Origin of the sequence: Acidovorax sp. KKS102, from assembly GCF_000302535.1 — a bacterium.
Lineage (GTDB): Bacteria > Pseudomonadota > Gammaproteobacteria > Burkholderiales > Burkholderiaceae_C > Acidovorax.
Genome location: NC_018708.1, coordinates 782,187 through 800,492 on the forward strand (window position 1 = coordinate 782,187; position 18,306 = coordinate 800,492).

Below are 18,306 nucleotides of genomic sequence, written 5' to 3' on the forward strand. Positions count from 1 at the left end.
ATAAAAAATGATAGCAATCAAGGCATTTTGCACTAGCGCATCCGGCGGTTTTGGCTGAATTTTTGTTGTCAGGACGTGTTTAGGCGTCCTGGGCAGGCCGCTGGCGCCATCGCAGCTCGGCCACGCCCAGTGCCACGGCCGCCAGCACCAAGGGCCCAAAGTAGTACAGCGCCCGGTAGGCCAGCAGTGCCGCCAGCACCTGTTCCTGCCCCAATGCGTCGGTGGCCAGCAGCGCCACGCCCACGGCCTCCAGCACGCCCAGGCCTGCAGGCACGCGCAGCACCAGCCCGGCCACGGCCCCCAGCAGCACGGTGGCCAGGGCGGCGGGGTAGGGCACCTGGTGTTGCAACACCGCCCACAGTGCGGCGCCCATCAGCATCCAGTTGGTGGCCGATGCCGCGATCTGCCACAGAGCCACGGGCCAGCGCGGCAGTGGAAAAGCGTGACCCCGCAGCGTGATTGCACGGCCTCTGCGCACCGCGCACAGTGCCAGGTAAACCAGCGGCAAGCAGCCCAGCACCGTGCCGCCCAGGCGCCACTGCCAGGGCGCTACCGTCCACCCGGCCACTGCAGGCGGCTGCCACAGCCAGGCCAGCACCCCGGCCAGCAGCAGGTAGCCCACCCAGTTGGTCACGATGCTGGTGCCCACCACCTGGCCGATGGTGCCGGGGGCCACGCCGCGCCGGGCATACAGCCGGTAGCGCACGCCCACCCCCCCGATCAGCGAGCCCAGGTTGAGCGTGAACGGATAGCTCGTCATGGCGATGGCCAGGGTGGTGCCACGCGGCAGGCGGTGGCCGCTGCAATGGCGCCCCACCCAGTCAAAGCTGCCGTAGGTGAAGTGGCTCAGCAGCGCCAGCGCGCCGCCCAGCGCCAGTGCGGCGGTGGGCAGATCGCGCAGGGCTTGCAGCACGGCGGGCCAGTCCACCGTGCGCGCCTGCCGAAAGATCAGCGCGGCAACCACCGCAAAGAAGGCGATGGCGAGCCCCCGGGTGAGCCAGGGCCACCAGGCCTGCTGCGGCCAGTAGCGCCATCCACTGGGGGTGTGGCGGTTGCTGCTTCTGCTGGATGGCGCCTGCAGGGCGTCGGTGGCGCCGCCCGCCTGGGTGTCCGCGTGCAGCGTGGGGGTGGCCATGGGGTGCGCCTGCCCGCTCAGGTGGCGGGGCTGCCTGCGGGCTCTGCGGCACCCGGGTTGGCGAGCGTGATGTGGGGCTCGTGCCGGGGCAGCCAGCCCGCCCAGGCGGGGAACCAGCGCAGCAGATGGAACACCGCATAGCTGCGCAGCAGGCGCAGGCCGTTCCAGCGGCTGGGCGCTGTGGCTTCGACCTGCTTGCAGCTGTGCTCCATCAGGTGCGACAGGCGCCTGTGCAGGTGGGTGTTGAAGGCGCGGTCCTGGATGATCACGTTGGCCTCCAGGTTCAGCGACAGGCTCAGCGGGTCGAGGTTGCTGGAGCCCACGGTGGACCAGTCCTCGTCCACCAGCGCCACCTTGCCGTGCAGCGGGCGGTCGCAGTATTCGTACACCCGCACCCCTGCGCGCTGCAGGTGGTCATACAGCAGGCTGGCCGCCGTCTTCACGATGGGCATGTCGGGCTGGCCTTGCAGGATGATGCGCACATCCACCCCCCGTTTCGCGGCGCGCCGCATCTCGCGGATGAAGCGGTAGCCGGGGAAGAAGTAGGCATTCGCAATCACGACCCGGCTGCGCGCTGCGCGCAGGGCCACGCGGTAATGGCGCTCGATGTCGTTGGTGTGCTGCTGGTTGTCCCGTGTCACAAACATCGCGTGCGCGGTGCCCGCGTGCGGGCGCCCGGTGATGCCGGCAGCCTGGTGGCGCTTGCGCTCCTGGCGGCTCAGAACAGCCTCGCGAGTGAAGTGGTGCATCTGCGCCACGATGGGGCCGCGCACCTGCACGGCGTAGTCCTGCTTGGCCTCGGGGCCAAAGTCGGCCACATGGTCGGCCGAGTAGTTGATGCCGCCAATGAACCCCAGGTGCCCGTCCACCACCACGATCTTGCGGTGCATGCGGCGCAGCATGTTCAGCCGCTGGCCCAGGAAGCGGCGGCCCGGGTCAAAGATGCGAAAGTGCACGCCCGCCTCCACCAGGCTGCCGACAAACCGGTCTGACAGGTCGGGTGAGCCAAAGCCGTCCACCAGCACGTGTACCTCCACACCCCGCTGGGCGGCCGCCAGCAGCGCCGCGTGCAGCTGCTGGCCGATCTTGTCCTCGAACAGGATGAAGGTCTCCAGCATCACCTCGCGCCGGGCGTCGGCAATGGCCTGGAACACGCGGGGAAAGAACTCCTCGCCGTTTTCTAGCAACTCAAAATGGTTGCCGGGCACCCAGCGCGAGGACCGGGGTGCGCGCAGGGCGCGGGGCGTGCTGAAGGCAGGGCGTTTCATAGCAGGATCTCCGCAGCCAGGGGCGCATGGTCCGAGAGCTTGTCCCACGGCTTCTTGGGCAGCGTCAGCGGCGAGTGCACGGTGGCGTTGCGCACATAAATGCGGTCAAGCGCCAGCAGCGGCATCGCCGCGGGAAACGTGCGCACCGCCCGGCCAAAGGCCTGCACAAACACCTCCTGCAAGCCCGCTTCGCGGTGCAGGATGTCGTGTGCGCGGTGGCGCCAGTCATTGAAATCCCCAGCCAGCACCACAGCCTCATTGGCGGGAAAGCTGTTGACCAGATCGCATACGCGGCGCAGCTGGTGCTGCCGGTGCGCCTCTTGCAGGCCCAGGTGCACACAGACTGCGTGCACGGGCAGATGGTGCCCCGGGGGCTGCAGCACGCAGTGCAGCATCCCGCGCCGCTCGGGCCCGCTCACCGAGATGTCGTGGTTCTCGTAGTGCGTGATAGGAAACTTGGACAACAGCGCATTGCCATGGTGGCCGTTGTCGTAAACCGCATTGCGCCCGTAGGCGTACTGCGACCAGAGGGAGTCGGCCAGAAACTCGTAGTGCGGCACCTGCGGAAAGTTGGCGAACCGGCTGGCATGCCGGTGGTGCGTGCCCAGCACTTCCTGCAAGAACACCAGGTCCGCCGCCACGTCGCGCACGGCCTCGCGCAGCTCATGCAGCATGAAGCGCCGGTTGAAGGTGGTGAAGCCCTTGTGCACGTTCACGGTGAGCACCTTGAACGCAATAGGCTGAGAGTCTGTCGCGGAGTTCGGGGCCATGGGCAGTTGCAATCGTTGGAAGGGGCTCCGGCGAAGCCACCGCAAAGGTGGGCCGGTGCGAACCTTGATTGTTCTGGCCCGAGCGCGTTATCGCTGTAGGACGGCTGGCCGTGGCCTTGTGCTGCGCTGCCCAAAAAAAAGGGCCCCGAAGGGCCCTGGTGATAGCGCGGGGCGCGTCGGCGGCCATCAGGCCGGCAGGAAGCCTTCCACCGACAGGTAGCGCTCGCCCGTGTCGTAGTTGAAGCCCAGCACCTTGGCGCCTGCGGGCAGCTCGGGCAGCTTCTGGGCAATGGCGGCCAAGGTAGCGCCGGACGAGATGCCCACCAGGATGCCCTCTTCGCGCGCAGAGCGGCGGGCGTATTCGCGCGCGGGTTCGGCATCGACCTGGATCACGCCGTCAAGCACGCTGGTGTCCAGGTTCTTGGGGATGAAGCCCGCGCCAATGCCCTGGATGGGGTGGGGCGAGGGCGCGCCGCCCGAGATGACGGGCGAGGCCGTGGGCTCCACCGCAAACACCTTGAGCTGCGGAAATTTCGCCTTGAGCACGCGCGCAGTACCCGTCAGGTGGCCGCCGGTGCCCACGCCGGTGATGATGGCGTCCAGCCCGTCAGGGAAGTCGGCCAGGATCTCTTGCGCCGTGGTGCGCACATGGATGTCGATATTGGCGGGGTTCTCGAACTGCTGCGGAATCCACGCGCCGGGTGTCTGCGCCTGCAGCTCTTGGGCACGGGCAATCGCGCCCTTCATGCCCTTTTCGCGCGGCGTCAGGTCAAACTGCGCGCCATAGGCCAGCATCAGGCGGCGGCGCTCGATGCTCATGCTGTCGGGCATCACGAGGATCAGCCTATAGCCCTTGACGGCCGCTACCAGCGCCAGGCCGATGCCGGTGTTGCCGCTGGTGGGCTCGATGATGGTGCCGCCGGGTTGGAGCGCGCCAGACTTTTCCGCGTCCTCCACCATCGCCAGCGCAATGCGGTCCTTGATGGAACCGCCGGGGTTGCTGCGCTCCGACTTCACCCACACATTGGCGCCAGGGCCAAACAGGCGGTTGATGCGCACGTGGGGCGTTTTGCCGATGGTTTGCAGAATGTTGTCAACTTTCATGGCGTCTCCTGTTAAGCGTTGGGTTGGACACAAAGTGGAAGGTCTGTGACGCGCATTCTGAACCACTTGTTCTACGGCTCTGGCCATATGGATATAGCCAGGGTATGGGGCGGCCGCTGCAGCGCCTGTCAAGACAGGGGCGATACCTCCACGCGCATGGCGCCCGCTGCGGGCGTGATCTGCACCCGGACCGGCAGGCCCATCGCAATGGTCTGCGCGTTGGTGTCCGTGTGCTGCGTCACCTCGCTGCAGGTGTAGCTGGCAGCCTGCCCGCTGCGCCACACCGCCAGGGCCAGCGGCAGCATCCACTGGTCCGCCAGGTGTGGGCCCAGCGCGCCGGTGCTGCGCTGGTAGGCGCGCACTTCGTCCACCAGCCGCTTGGCCACCTGCTCGGCCGACAGGCTGCGTTCGCCCAACTGGCAAAACACCTCGGTCACCTGCGCGTACTCCAGCGTGGCGATCAGCGCATTGCCCGGCCCTTCGTTCTGGCGCGTGGGCGGCTGGCGCAGTTGTCCGCCCTCAAACGTCCAGCCCATGCGCTGGCCCAGCACCTCCAGCTCCCGCGTCGCTATGTGGCGCGCCAGGCCGGGTGCCAGCGCCTCGCCCCAGCCGTTTTGCAACGGGCCGCGCTCCAGCACATCCACCGGCGCCAGAGGTCGGGCGGGTGTGGCAGGTGCGATGTGCGCCACCAGCTCGCCGCCCCCGGCGGGGTAAAAGCCCCGCCGCTGCAGTTGCAGTTCCAGCCCCACCCCTAGCCGCCGCACGAGCGGCGCAAAGGCGCGCTCCAGAAAATCAAACGGCGGCGCCATCGGGTTGTGCGTGCCGCCCGCCAGTTCGACCTTGCTCGGCCCGTCGGCCAGCATCAGCGCGGGCAGCACCGTCTGCAGCACCAGCAGGCAGCTGCCTGCGGTGGCGATCTGAAAACGGTAGTCGCCCGCCCGTACGTCGCCGGGCGTGAACACCAGCGTCTGCGAGTTCAGCTCCGCGCCCTCGGCCTGCCCGCCGCACACAGCCACCGCCGCCTGCACGCAGGCCAGGTGCTGGCGCATGAGGCCCGGCTTGGGCCGCCCGGCGCGGATGCGATTGATGTGCAGCGGGCGGCCTGTGACCATGGACAGGGCCAGGCCCGTGCGCAGGATTTGCCCGCCGCCTTCGCCGGTGGAGCCGTCGAGGGTGAGGGGCGTTACAGAGCGTTCTGTCATGGCGATGTCTCCGCCGCACCCTTGGGGCGCTTGCTGAACCGCAGCACCGTGTCATGCAGCAGCGCATCCAGCGCGGCATGCCCAGGCACGGGCAGCGGCTGCACCGGCTCGGCCGCATCGCACGCCAGCTCGGCTTCGATGAACGCATGGATGCCAGGCCAGCGCGGGCTGGTGGCGGCTTCGCCTGCGCGCATCTTCACCTCCAGCAGGGCGTTGATCTCGGCGACCAGTGCTGCATCGTGCACGGGGTGGAGCGTGTGCTGGGCCAGCTCGGCAAAGCGCATAGGCGGCACACCGGGCTGCGTGCGTATCCAGCGCGCGGCCAGCAGCGGGCGCAGCACGTACAGGTACTTTTTGTAGCGCACCGCGTCGGCCTGCAGGTGCTCTCGAAAGTTCTTCTTGGCCATGGATGCGTAGTGGTGCCAGCCCTTGGCGTTGGAGAACACTTGCGCCGCCAGCGCGCGGAACTGCGCCATGGTGTCTGCCTCTTCGCGGTAGACGATGGGTGAGCCCAGCCATTCGAGCAGCGTGGGGTTGGACTCGCGCAGCAGGCCCAGGGCCTTGCGAAGGTCCCAGCCGTTCACATCCAGGTCGCCGCTGATCGGCAGCTCGATCACGTCACGCCCGGGCGCCACCGTCAGGTACCAAGGCAGACGGTTCACGTAGATAAAGCGCACGTCGTAGTCGCTGTCGGGCGAGGCAAAGCCCCAGCCCCGGCTGCCGGATTCGCAGGCAAACAGCACTGTCACGTCGTTCCGGGCTTCGATGTCGCGCAGGGCTTCCAGCACCTGCGTGCGCATGTGGGGCTCCACCGGGTGGGCGGAGCGCAGCATTTCTTGTTGTTCTGTTGTATGCATAAAAATGGGCTGTAGCGCTTACTGGGTAAGCGCTACTAGCTATGAATTTTCATAAGCAGCCCGCTTCGAGCAGGCTGAAGGTTTTGGTTGGCGGTCAATCTGTCACTTGAACACCAATCAATTGGAGATTGAGGACGAGTTGGGCGCGCTCCCCACCTGAAGTGCGCGTGAGTAGCCGATCTCTCCACGCCGCCCAATTTGCCTGCACTTCTGGTACAGCCAATTTCGACGCCCCGGGGTCGTCGTCGTACCCAAACTCGAATCCGCACTGGCACATTTCGAATGAGGCTCCTCCGCCATCCAGATAAGGTTGATTGAGCAGCCCAAAACTCCCGCACACCGGACAGGCCCAATGCCCGTCAAGGGATTGAAAAAGGAATGCGCAGCTACCGTCGCTCAAGCGGACTGCTTGTCGTTGCATTTGCGTCACCCCTTCACACACACCACCTGCTTGAGCGTGTACACCACTTCCACCAGGTCTTCCTGCGCCGCCATCACCGCATCGATGTTCTTGTAAGCCATCGGGATCTCGTCGATCACGTCGGCGTCCTTGCGGCATTCCACGCCCTCGGTCGCCTTGATCTGGTCTTCCACGGTGAACAGCTTCTTGGCCTTGGTGCGGCTCATGGTGCGGCCCGCGCCGTGGCTGCAGCTGTTGAAGCTCTCGGGGTTGCCTTTTCCGCGCACGATAAAGCTCTTGGCGCCCATGCTCCCCGGGATGATCCCCAGCTTGCCCTGCTCTGCACTCACCGCGCCCTTGCGGGTCACGAACACGTCTTGCCCGAAGTGCGTCTCGCGTTGCACGTAGTTGTGGTGGCAGTTCACCGCCTCAATGTGCGTTTCGAACGGCTTGGGGATCACCTTGCGCAGCGCGGCGATCACGCGGCCCATCATCACTTCGCGGTTGGCGGCGGCAAACTTTTGTGCCCACCCCACGGCCTTCACGTAGTCGCCGAAGTACTGCGCACCTTCTTCAAAGTACGCCAGGTCCTTATCGGGCAGATTGCGCTGGTTCATCTCGGCGTCCTTCTTGGCCAGCTCAATGAAGTGGGTGCCGATGGCGTTCCCCACACCGCGTGAGCCGGAGTGCAGCATCACCCACACGGACTGATGTTCGTCCAGGCAGATCTCGATGAAGTGGTTGCCCGTTCCGAGCGTTCCGAGGTGCTTGTAGTTGTTCGTGTTCTTGATGCGCGGGTGCGCTTCACAAATCTCGTCGAACTCATCCACCAGCGCGGCCCAGGCGCGGTCGGTCTCGGCGGGCGGCGTATCCCAGCTTCCCTTGTCGCGGCCGAAACGCTTGGGGGTCATCCCCACGGGCACGGCGCGTTCGATGGCGGTGCGCACGCCAGACAGGTTGTCCGGCAGGTCGCTGGCCGTGAGCGTGGTTTTGCACGCCATCATTCCGCACCCCAGGTCCACCCCCACCGCAGCGGGGATGATGGCCTTGAGGGTGGGCACCACCGAGCCGATGGTCGCACCGATCCCCAGGTGCACATCGGGCATCACCGCCACGTGCTTGAACACGATGGGCAGGCGCGCAATGTTGCGCAGCTGGTTCTTGGCGTCTTCTTCCACGGGCACGCCGTTCGTCCACATCTTCACGGGCACGCCGTTCGGGATTTCGAGTTGTTCGTAGTTCATGGTTCTTTTCTCGTTGTTTCTTCGTTGTATTTCTTTTTTGTGGCGATGTTCGTCATGCAGCCATTGCGTCAAAGACCGCGGTGATCCGCTCCGGGAGCGGGTAGCAATGGTGGTCCACGGCCCCCGCTGGCAACCAGGAACTGGCAGGGCCCGCATCCACCAGCCGCATGAGCTTTTCTGTCCAACGCGCTTTGGTGGCTGGCCTGTTCAGCCATTCCTCCATGGTGCGTTTGTATTCGACCTCATCCGTGGCAAACGCATTGCCCATCTGGTTGGAGTACCACACATAGTCCCAATAGCACGCGTCTACAAAGTTCAGGGTCGATGCGTCGCTTTCGCATTCCAGCCAGTGTTGCAGCAGGGGCTCCAGCGGCACGCGGGCATAGGCCCACATGAGCAAGATGGAGAAGGCGTTATCGCCCTGGAAGAGCGAATCGCTGGCTGCGGGCCATTGCTCCAACCCTTGTGCAAAGTACGCCAGCGCAAAGCCCTGCAGCGCCGCCTGTTCCGTCGCTGAAAACGAACCGGGCTCGCACCGCCCCAAGCGGTCCAGGTACAGCTCGGTGGAGTGGTGCAGCCGGGCACCTTCGGCGAGCAGTTCCAGCAGCCGTGGGGCCAGGTATTTGATCTCGCGCGCAGGCTGCACCTGGCTCTTGGCCGAATCGTTGTACTCGTAGAAATGCCTCTGGGTCAGTTGGCGCAGAGGAAGGTGTCGCATCTCACGCTCCAGCTCGGCATTCATGCAGCAGGCGGTACACACGTCCAGCAGGTGATCCGGTGCTTGGTAATGCGCAAACGCTTTGTAGGCCGCTTGTGTCGCGGCTTCCAGCACATTGCTTGGTGTGTATTCCAATACTGAGTTGGCTCCGGTTTTCTTCTTTTTCATGGCAGTTCTCTTTTCTGCTTTGTCTGGTGGACGCGACGGGATTCGAACCCGCATCAATACAGCGACCAGGGTGCTTGAATCCACTGGCCCAGTGAACGGTTGGAAACGCGCGCCAGTGGCAGACCCTTCATCGGAGCCAGCACCTGCATCCTCAACTTTGCCCGTTCACCGACTCTCCCGCTGTACTCGGTGTTACCCGAGCTGCCCGCAATAACAACATTTTTGGCAGTGGCGCTCCCTTCTGTGCCAGCGCGCCCATATCCTTTTCACCCGTGGCTCAGCGCATCTTCACCAGGCCATTCAGCACCTGGTCCAGGCCGCCAAACACCGAGATCTTGTCGATGCGCTCGGCCACGCGCTCCAGCGTCTCCAGCTCCTTCATGTGCAGGGCGACGGGGTTGTCCTCCATCACCTTGGCGGTGTTGAGCAGCGAGCGCGTGGCGGCGGTTTCTTCGCGGCGGCGGATCACGTTGGCCTCGGCCTGCTTCTGGGCTTGCACCACCTGGGTCAGGATGGTTTTCATCTCGCCCGGCAGCACGATGTCCTTCACGCCCACGCTTTCCAGCTGCATGCCATAGGGCAACAGCTTGGCGGCCATGTGTGCGGTCACCACGTCGTCGATCACCGTCTTGTTCTCCAGCAGCTCATCGAGCGTGCGGGTGCCCACGGCGGCGCGCAGCGCAAACTGCAGCTCGCGGTACAGGTGGTCGGCAGGCTTTTGCAATTGGGCAAAAGCGCGCAGCACATCGGTGTAGCGGTAGGTGGCGCACAGGTTCAGGCGCAGGCTTACCTTGTCACGGGTCATGATGTCCTGGCCTGACACCTCCACGGCTTGCAGGCGCAGGTCCACCAGCTCCACGGCCACAGTGCGGCCGTACTTCCAGAAGGCGTAGGTGCCAGCCGTGAGCAGGCGTTCCACCTTGCCGTCCACCGTCAGCAGGCCGCACTGGCCCTCGGGCACCTGCACCTGCAGCACACCGGCCAAGCCGGTCACGCTGCGCTGGCGCAGTTGGGTTTGCGTCAATCGCGCCACCAGTGCGGCGGGCAGTTCAGCGCCCGATTGCAGGTCCACCACTTGCACGCTCACCTCCACCAGGCCTTTCCAATAAAGGCGGCGGGTGCCGGGCGGCAAGATCTCGACCAGCACGCCGTTTTCGCTGCGCAAGCCCACTTAGGTTTCCGACAGGCTCACCTGCACAAACTCGGCGGCCACCACGGCGGGCTCTTGCGCCATCAGGTACTCGGTCAGGCCGTGGGTGAAGGCGGGTTGTTCCAGGGCGAAGGTTTCCACGCGCAACTGGTCGGTGCCCGCAAACAGCCAGTAGGTGCCGCTGCGCAGCACGCGGTCAAAGCTGCCGTTGCGCAGCAGTAGGGCGCGTTCGTTTTTCTTCACGGTGGCGCGTTGGAACATCTTCGTCAGCATCTCTTTTTCCTCTCTCTTCTTCGTTGTCGTATCGGGTTGCCGTTACAGCGATGGCGGGGTGCCAGGGGGTGCAGCCTGGGCCTAGCAGTGCGCCGTGGTTACTGCCTCAGCCCCCAGGAGGGGAGGGCGGCAGCACGGCTGGCTGCGGGCGCGGGCTGTGCCGGGTGCTGGCACAAACCGCCGCCGGCTGACGGGGTGAATCCCTTGCGGTCGCTGCGCAACCTCGGGGCCTCTCCCCGCGTTCGGCGGGTGGTCTTTCGACCGGTACTTCCAAACAAGGTCTTGCGACCGTGGGCAGGAATCGAACCTGCGACAACCGCCTTTCGGCGGGGCTCTACCAGACTGAGCTACCAGTGGTGGCACGCCTGGAGTCGAACCAGATACATCCTTTCGGAGTGGTCACCGCGACCGTGCCGCTACCCAGCGTTGGCGATGTGCGGCATGCAGAACATCAACAGAACCCGAAGGCCCCGGACGCCCGGCACCGGTGGGGCGAACATTTGTCCTAACCCCAGCCTGTGAGCGGTCACCGCTTGCGCTGGATGCTTCTTCTATTGCCAGATGTGTGCCAGCTTGCAATGCAAGTCGTTAGGTGTGCGCAAGTTGTTGATTTGTAAAGGGTATTTCCTGTTGGGTGAAATTGATTGAGCGCTTGGATATCAAGATAACTAGAATGAAAGCTAGTTAAATAGATAAAAATATGCGAAAAGACAAGGTGGTCATCGGGTTCCTGGGCACTCAGCTGGACTCTGGCAAGGGCGCTGGCCGGTGGGAGAAATGGCGCCCCACCGTGTCCCTGGTGCAGCATGAGGACGTGGTGATCGAACGGCTGGAGCTGCTCTACACCCCGCCGCACCGCGAGCTGGCCCAGCAGGTGCGCGCGGACATGGCCACCGCCTCGCCCGAAACCACGGTGAACCTGGTGCCGCTGCCCATCGCCGACCCCTGGGACTTTGGCGAGGTCTATGCCCAGCTATACGACTGGACGCAGGCCTACCGCTTTGACACCGAGCGCGAGGAGTACTGGACGCACATCACCACCGGCACGCACGTCGCGCAGATCTGCCTGTTTTTGCTGGTGGAGTCGCGCCGCATTCCGGGCGTGCTGGTGCAAACCTCGCCGCCCAAGCGCCAGCAGATGGGCGACCCGGGCAGCTACACGCTGATCGACCTGGACCTCTCGCGCTACGACGTGATCGCGCAGCGCTTTGGCGCCGAGCAGCAGGACGCGGTGCAGTTCCTCAAAAGCGGCATTGCCACGCGCAACGCCCGCTTCAACGCGCTGATCGACGAGGTGGAGCGCGTTGCAGTGCGCTCGCGCGCGCCCATCCTGTTCACCGGGCCCACGGGCGCGGGCAAGTCGCACCTGGCGCGGCGCATGTTCGAGCTGAAGAAGGCCCGCCACCAGGTGGAGGGCGAGTTTGTGGAAGTGAACTGCGCCACGTTGCATGGTGATGGCGCCGCGTCCACCCTGTTCGGCCACAAGAAAGGTTCGTTCACCGGCGCGGCGGCCGACCGCGCGGGCCTGCTGCGCACGGCGCACAGAGGCTTGCTGTTCCTCGACGAGATTGGCGAGCTGGGCGCAGACGAGCAGGCCATGCTGCTCAAGGCCGTGGAAGAAAAGCGTTTCTACCCCCTGGGCAGCGACCGCGAGGTGGAGAGCGACTTTCAGCTCGTGGCGGGCACCAACCGTGACCTGCGCACCGAGGTGGCGGCCGGGCGCTTTCGTGAGGATCTGTTTGCGCGCATCAACCTCTGGAGCTATGTGCTGCCTGGCCTGGCCCAGCGGCCCGAGGACATCGAGCCCAACGTGGATCACCTGCTGCAGCGCGCGGGCGAAGAGTTGGGCCGCAGTGTGCGCTTTTCCAACGAGGCGCGCGCCGCCTACCTGCGCTATGCCCAGTCGCCCGAGGCGCTGTGGACCGGCAACTTCCGCGACCTCTCGGCCAGCGTGACACGCCTGGCCACGCTGGCCGACAGCGGCCGCATTGGCCTGCCGCTGGTCGAAGCCGAAACTGCCCGCCTGCGCTGGCTGTGGCAGCCCGCGAGCGATGCGCGCCATGGTCTGGCTCCCGTCGCAGGAGCTGTGGGGCGCGACGAACTCGCGGCTTTGCTGGGTGACGAGGTGGTGGAGTCCATGGACCTCTTTGACCAGTTGCAATTGGCCGCCGTGCTGCAAGTCTGCCGCCAGTCGCGCACCTTGTCGGACGCGGGGCGCCTGTTGTTCCAGGCCTCGCGCACGCAGCGCACCGTGATCAATGACGCCGACCGGCTGCGCAAGTACCTAGCGCGGTTTGGGCTGGACTGGGAGCGGGCATCGGGTGCTGGGCGATAATCCCGCCCGTGAAGCACGCCAGACCGCCGCTGGTGCAATCTGGGAAACCAGGCACTGGAGGAACGTCCGGACTGCACAGGACAGCGTAGCAGCTAACGGCTGCCCACCGTGAGGTGAGGATCAGAGCAACAGAGACGAGTCCCGGGGGAGTGCCGCAAGGCAAACCACCGGGGGTGAAACGGGCAATCTCTACGCGCAGCAATACCAAGTAGGCCAGCGTTGATGTGGTTCCGCAGAGCTGGCGGGTAGGTAGCACCGAGCCGTGGTGGCGACACCCGGCCCAGATTAATGGCGGTCACACTGCGGGCAACCGTGGTGCACAGAATCCGGCTTATCGGCGCGCTTCACACTTTATTTCCACCCCGACTCGCCAAGGGTCGTGTGGTGAGCACGCCGCCCCTGTGGCGGGGCTGTGTTCAATTTTTTGCGCAATGGGGTGCTTGCCCCCGCTCCAGCTCTGTCGCACGCTCCACCGTGTCGGGGTGGCTGCTCAGCAGCGACCAGACAGGGTGCGAGCCGATCTCCTGAGCCACCTTGCGCTGGCGTACTGCATCGGGTGTGCTGGCCCCGGAGGAGGGCGCCGATGCCGCGGCGGTCGGGCCCTTGCCCTGGTCCTTTTTCTGGGCCTCTTCGCGCGCAATCGCCAGCAGCAGCTGGCCCATGGGCGCTGTGGGCAGTGCGGCGTGGCGCATGACGGCGATGGCGTAGCAGTCGGCCTCGCGCTCATGGCTGCGGCTGTAGGCCAGGCCGGTCAGCAAGGATGCACCCGTAGAGACGATGCCAGACACATCGCCCAGCGCCAGCCCCAGGCCCATGTTGAGTACGCCCTGCTGCACCACCATGCGCGTGGTGTGGCGCTGCACCACGTGGCCGACCTCGTGGGCCAGCACGCCCACCAATGCGTTGTCGTCCAGGCCCTTGTCGGCCGCTGCCTTCACGATGCCGTCGGTCATCACGATCTTGCCGCCGGGCAGCGCAAAGGCATTGGCACCCATACCGGATCGGAACTCCAGGGACAAAGGCGGCCGGTAGCCGGAGTAACGCTGCAGGCCAGGGGGCGTCTGCTGCACCAGGGCATCAAAACGCGCCTTGAGCTGGTCTTGTCGCTCCTTGGGCAGCTTGCTGGGCTTCAGGGTGCCGTTGTCCATCTGCTGGAGCACGTTCTCGGCCACGCTGGTCTCCCAGCTGATGGGCACAAACCGCGTGAGCTGCGTGGCCGCCCAGGGTGTGCCGTAGCGGTAGAACAGCGTGAGGCCAATGACGGCGGCGGCCGTCACGCCCAGCAGCACGGGCCAGCGGGTCTGCATGCGTTGTGCGATGCCGGGGCGCTCGCCTGCAGCAGCCAGTGCGGCGCGCCATTCGGCCACGGCATCGATCTCCACGCTGCCATGGTCGCGCAGATCGACGACCACGCGGGGCTGCGGCTTGCGCTCGTTCCAGGCCTCCGGCCAGCCCACCTGCTTCCAGGTAAAGACCACCGGTTCGGCACCCGGCTGCGAGAGCGGATGCAGCACCAGCGATGGGCCTTGCGGTGTGGGCCGCAGGCTCACCACCACCGGACGGGCCTTGCTGCTCTGGCCGTCAAACCAGCGCCCGGGGACCAGGGCGGGGTGCTCGGGCGCCGACATGGTCAACCGATGAGGTCGAGGCCAGCGGCATCCGCCAGCGCATCGCCCAGGCCACCCTGCTGCTGGCGCACCATGGCGCCGGTCACCTGCTCCACGCCACCCTTGACGTGCAGGGTGACGGACTCGCACTTCATGCGGTATTCGCTGACCCGCGCAAACGGGCGGTACAGCCCCAACGTCAGCAGGGTAAGCAGCATGTTCTTGATGCGCAGCCACACGTAGCGGCCGCTCTTGAGGTGGCACTTGAAGCGGGCCACGTGGCTCACGCCGATGTTGTTCCACATCAGCTGGAACATGCGTGCCTCGCGGTATGCGCGGGCCGGTGCCGACGCCAGGATCAGCATAAAGATGCCCGCGATGATGGACACGATGATCACCACAAACATCCACAGGCCCAGGCGATCGCTCTGGCTGGCCACCAGGGCGATGGAGCTGCCTGCGAGGATGCCGATCAGCGCCGAGAACCCCACCACGCACAGGATGAACACAGCCACGGTGGCCATCCACACCTTGACGAAGTCCATGTACACCGGCTTCCAGCGGCCTCGCTCGGCACCCACCTGGGCCTTGAGCACCAAGAGGCTCTTGAAGTTGTATTCGGTGCGGATCACGCACAGCACCGACAGCACCAGGCCCAGCAGTACCAAGCCGCCCATGGCGGGCGTGAAGCGGGGCATGGGTTGTTTCTTGCCCTCTTCTTCGATGGCCTCCAGCGCCTGGGCCAGGTCGGGCGACAGCAGCTGCAGACCATAAAACACGCCAAACCACACCAGCGCCAGCGCAAACACAGGCCAGCTGGCGATGTAGACCTCTTTCCAGCTGGCAGTGAACTGCAGTCGCAGCCCGCGCCACCGCGTGGCCCCCAGGCGAAACCGCATGGCGCTGGCCCAGATGAAAGGCGCCAGCGCTGCGCCGGCCAGCAGGAACAGGCCCACCGCTGTGTCCTGCCCGGTGTTGGCGGCCAGGTTGTAGGCAATGGTCAGCAGCATCAGCAGCACAAAGCCCATCACCATCTTGCGCTGCTGCGCGGTGAATTCGAGGGGGCTGCCGGCCACCAGCGTGTGGCTGTAGAAATACTGGGCGGTGCGGCGGCGTGCCCAGGGGGTGTAGATGCCCAGCGTGACGATGGACAACAGCACGTTGACGATCCAGACCCGGAAATACTCGCCACCGCTGCCCGTGAACTCGAGCGGGTGGGCATCGATGTTCATCGGCATGAAGTTGGACATCGGCCCCGCAGCGCCGCCTGACGATTGGTTTGTGTTCATGAACTCCCTCCAGAGTGCTGCGCAGTGTAGCAGCGGTGTGGATCGATGGAGTTCAAATGGAAAAGGCCTGAAGCGCTTGTTGTAAAAGCGCTGACAGCTATGTTTTCAGGAGCATATGTGCATCCCCTGTCCCTTGCGCATCGGCAGTGCGCCGCTGGGCCCGTAAGCGCTTAGAGCAGATTCTTAGAACTTCTCCCACGGCTGCAGGTAGCGCCATTGCCCCTCGGGCACCTTGGCCAGCGGCACGCGGCCGATGCGGATGCGCTTGATGCCCACCACCGTCAGACCCACTACTTCGCACATGGCAGGGATTTGGCCGGGGCGGATGCCCTTGAGCGCAAAGCGCAGCTTGGTCTCGTTCTGCCAGCTCACCTTGATGGGGGGCAGGGGGCGGCCGTTGAATGTGAGTCCATGGCACAGGCGCTGCAGGCCATTGGGCGCGATGTCGCCCTTGACCTCGACGATGCACTCTTGCTCCAGCACCTCGATGTCTTCGGCCAGCTTGCGCGCGATGCGTTTGTCTTGCGTGTAGACCACCAGGCCGCTGGCCTCGGTGGGCAGGGTGGTGAAGCATTCGAGCTGCTTGAAGTGGCGCTGCAGCACGCGGATGCCCGACGCGTCTTCCGGCAGGTGCGACGCGGCATTGAGCAGCGTGAGTGCCTGTGGCGCCCCCTGGCTGCGGCTGGCGTGGGCCGCCTGCCCTGTGGCTGCGCCCGGCAGGCCCAGACCGGCTTCAAACCCTGCGGGCTTGTGCAGCAGCAAGGTGACCGGGGTCAGCGCCAGCAGGCTGGCATCGGGCGCCACGGCCACCGCCTGATCGGGGCGCACGCGCGCGCCGGGAGCCTCCTCGATCTGGCCGTCCACGCTCACAAAGCCGCCCTCGATGAATTGCTCGGCCGTGCTGCGCGAGCAGTTCAGTTGTTCAGCCACGCGTTTGGCCAGGCGGATGTGGGTGGGGTCGGGGTTCTTGTCGGTCATTGAATATTGAAGGTGGTCTTGGTGTTCTTGTGGCTCAGTTGTTGCCGGGCTGCAGAGAGCGGATGCGCTCCACATGCGCCAGCAGCGAGCGCTGGGCCACGGGCCACATGCGCGGCGGTACATCGTCGTAGGCGTGGCGCACCCAGTCGTCCATGCTGCCTTGCGGCAGCGCCTGCATGGCGGCCAGCACCTTGGCCTCACGTGCCAGGCGGTGGGCCTTGAGCTTGGCGATGGCATTGCGGGCACCGAGGACCGGGCCCCCGAGCACGTAGCCGTGCGCGGGCAGGATGAACTCCACGCCGAGCTCGGCGCAGACCGCATCCAGCCGGTCTAGCGAATCCAGGTAGTCGGCCATATTGCCGTCGGGCGGGTCGATCACGGTGGTGCTGCCGTTCAGGATGTGGTCACCACTGAACAGCAGCGCGTCTTCCACCAGCAGCAGGCACAGGTGGTTGGCCGCATGGCCTGGGGTGTGGATCACCTGCAGGGTATGGGTGATTTTGCCTTCAGGTGCTAGTCCTTCAAGCACGAGCAACTCATTATTTTGTAGCGCCCGGTCGGGGGTGAACTGGCTGGCCGCGCGGGCCGTGGGGGCGGACGGCAGGCCCAGAACGGGCGGGCGTGCCTTGCCAGCCTGCACACACATCGCCTGCAGTGGCGCGGCGCCGGGGGAATGGTCGGCGTGCGAGTGGGTGCACACAATCATGCGGATGTCGCCCCCCGCTGCACGCCAGAGCTTGTCCAGGTGCTCGGCGTCGGCCGGGCCGGGGTCGATGGCGATGAAGCCCGTGGCCGGGTCGCCCACCAGATAGCTGTTGGTGCCAGGGCCGGTCATCACGCCAGGGTTGGGCGCGGTCAGCCGCATCACGTTGCGCAGCAGCGGCACGGGGCGCTCGGTCTGCCAGTCCAGCGGGTGCACGATCTGCCCGTCGGGGCAGACCAGCGCCAGCTCGCCAAACGGCATTTCGTCCTCCATGTAGCGCGCTTCCTTGCCTGCCAGCAGGCCGGCGCGCGGGCAGCTGACCCACAGGGGCTGCTCGTGCGCGACGGCGTCCAGCACTGCCTGGGTGCTGGCAAATTGGGCCAGGCGCTGCAGCGTGCGGATGGTCGGGAAGATCATGAAGAACTGCCCCGCCTCGTGCCGCGCCAGCGCGTCGGCAGGGCGCACCCACACGGGCTCGAACTGCTCTGCCTCGTCGGCCACGGGCTCCTGGCCGTCGGGCATGCGGGCCACCAGAAAGGGCACTTCAAAGCGGCGCGCCAGGTCACGGTCGGCCGTCCAGTGGGCCAGCAGGTACACCCCATCGGCCGCCAGGCGCAGTCCGCGTGCGGTGCACTGCGCGGCAAAGGGCTGGTGGCGGTCGATGGCGGCAATGTCCTGCGCATCGGCCATCTGTCCTTGGCGGTGGCCCTCGGCATGGCGCGCCAGCAGCACGCCCAGTTCTTCAAAACTCTCGCGGATGGCCGCAATCGCCTGGGTGAGGTGCAGGTCGCTCTGGGTAGGGCGGCGGTCCGCAGCGGCGTGGGTGGCGGGGGCGGCATCCAGCGCATCAATGCCCCCGCCGGGGAAGACATAGGCACCGGGCGCAAAACTGGCCGTGGCCGAGCGCCGGGTCATGAGGACTTCGAGCCCGCCGCCGTCAGGCACATCGCGCAGCAGCAGCACGGTGGCGGCGGGGCGGGTGGCGACGGGTTCGCGTTGGGGGTGGAGTTGTTGGCTGGAGCGGGGCATCAGGCCATTATCGAGGCGCGCTGGACTCCGTGCACTCCTGCCAGCGCACAGGCTGCAGTGGGTAGCCCATGGCGCG

The 18,306-nt window shown here is 65.8% G+C and carries 13 protein-coding genes, 1 tRNA gene, 1 other RNA gene and 1 pseudogene; 2 read left to right on the forward strand and 14 right to left on the reverse strand.

Annotated features, from left to right (window positions below):
• Nucleotides 1-79: 79 nt before the first annotated feature.
• The 10 genes and pseudogenes from C380_RS03525 to C380_RS03570 form a co-directional block, all read right to left on the reverse strand.
• The gene (locus C380_RS03525; protein ID WP_015012517.1) at nucleotides 80-1,135 is read right to left on the reverse strand and encodes a lysylphosphatidylglycerol synthase domain-containing protein; all 1,056 of its coding nucleotides are present in this window, start codon (nucleotides 1,133-1,135) and stop codon (nucleotides 80-82) included.
• A gap of 17 nt (nucleotides 1,136-1,152) precedes the next feature.
• Nucleotides 1,153-2,403 carry a cardiolipin synthase ClsB gene (gene clsB / locus C380_RS03530; RefSeq protein WP_015012518.1) on the reverse strand — a complete coding sequence of 417 codons (1,251 nt, stop codon included), beginning with the start codon at nucleotides 2,401-2,403 and terminating at the stop codon, nucleotides 1,153-1,155.
• Nucleotides 2,400-3,173, reverse strand: a complete 774-nt coding sequence (locus C380_RS03535; protein WP_015012519.1) for an endonuclease/exonuclease/phosphatase family protein — start codon at nucleotides 3,171-3,173, stop codon at nucleotides 2,400-2,402. Before C380_RS03535 ends, clsB begins: the two co-directional genes overlap by 4 nt.
• 186 nt (nucleotides 3,174-3,359) lie before the next feature.
• The gene (gene cysK, locus C380_RS03540; RefSeq protein WP_015012520.1) at nucleotides 3,360-4,277 is read right to left on the reverse strand and encodes a cysteine synthase A; all 918 of its coding nucleotides are present in this window, start codon (nucleotides 4,275-4,277) and stop codon (nucleotides 3,360-3,362) included.
• Nucleotides 4,278-4,405: 128 nt separating this feature from the next.
• Entirely contained in the window at nucleotides 4,406-5,479 is a 1,074-nt protein-coding gene (gene rtcA / locus C380_RS03545) for an RNA 3'-terminal phosphate cyclase (protein WP_015012521.1), read from the reverse strand.
• Entirely contained in the window at nucleotides 5,476-6,312 is an 837-nt protein-coding gene (locus tag C380_RS03550) for a nucleotidyltransferase domain-containing protein (protein ID WP_015012522.1), read from the reverse strand. Before C380_RS03550 ends, rtcA begins: the two co-directional genes overlap by 4 nt.
• A gap of 450 nt (nucleotides 6,313-6,762) precedes the next feature.
• Nucleotides 6,763-7,980, reverse strand: coding sequence for an RtcB family protein (locus C380_RS03555; RefSeq protein WP_015012523.1), 1,218 nt, complete (start codon nucleotides 7,978-7,980; stop codon nucleotides 6,763-6,765).
• A 52-nt stretch (nucleotides 7,981-8,032) separates the two neighbouring features.
• Nucleotides 8,033-8,866, reverse strand: coding sequence for a hypothetical protein (locus tag C380_RS03560; RefSeq protein ID WP_015012524.1), 834 nt, complete (start codon nucleotides 8,864-8,866; stop codon nucleotides 8,033-8,035).
• 277 nt (nucleotides 8,867-9,143) lie between these two features.
• A pseudogene (locus C380_RS03565) lies at nucleotides 9,144-10,277 on the reverse strand (slipin family protein).
• Nucleotides 10,278-10,574: 297 nt separating this feature from the next.
• Nucleotides 10,575-10,647 (reverse strand) — tRNA-OTHER (locus C380_RS03570).
• 342 nt (nucleotides 10,648-10,989) lie between these two features.
• Between C380_RS03570 and rtcR the strand changes: the two genes are divergently transcribed.
• Together rtcR and rnpB are read left to right on the forward strand one after the other, a co-directional pair.
• Nucleotides 10,990-12,624: an RNA repair transcriptional activator RtcR gene (gene rtcR / locus C380_RS03575; RefSeq protein ID WP_015012525.1), complete on the forward strand. Its 1,635-nt coding sequence runs from the start codon at nucleotides 10,990-10,992 to the stop codon at nucleotides 12,622-12,624.
• A 10-nt stretch (nucleotides 12,625-12,634) separates the two neighbouring features.
• Nucleotides 12,635-12,974, forward strand: an RNA gene (rnpB, locus tag C380_RS24160) — RNase P RNA component class A.
• A 66-nt stretch (nucleotides 12,975-13,040) separates the two neighbouring features.
• Here rnpB and C380_RS03580 read toward each other — a convergent pair.
• The 4 genes from C380_RS03580 to C380_RS03595 all read right to left on the reverse strand — a co-directional run bounded on the left by C380_RS03580 (nucleotide 13,041) and on the right by C380_RS03595 (nucleotide 18,230).
• Nucleotides 13,041-14,252 (reverse strand): M48 family metallopeptidase, encoded by a 1,212-nt coding sequence (locus tag C380_RS03580; RefSeq protein WP_015012526.1) that lies wholly within the window; start codon nucleotides 14,250-14,252, stop codon nucleotides 13,041-13,043.
• 2 nt (nucleotides 14,253-14,254) lie between these two features.
• Nucleotides 14,255-15,520: a YjgN family protein gene (locus C380_RS03585; protein ID WP_015012527.1), complete on the reverse strand. Its 1,266-nt coding sequence runs from the start codon at nucleotides 15,518-15,520 to the stop codon at nucleotides 14,255-14,257.
• Between the two features lie 183 nt (nucleotides 15,521-15,703).
• A complete protein-coding gene (locus C380_RS03590; protein WP_015012528.1) occupies nucleotides 15,704-16,498 on the reverse strand; it encodes an rRNA pseudouridine synthase in 795 nt (264 codons plus the stop codon).
• Nucleotides 16,499-16,532: 34 nt separating this feature from the next.
• Nucleotides 16,533-18,230: an MBL fold metallo-hydrolase gene (locus tag C380_RS03595; RefSeq protein ID WP_015012529.1), complete on the reverse strand. Its 1,698-nt coding sequence runs from the start codon at nucleotides 18,228-18,230 to the stop codon at nucleotides 16,533-16,535.
• Nucleotides 18,231-18,306: the final 76 nt, after the last annotated feature.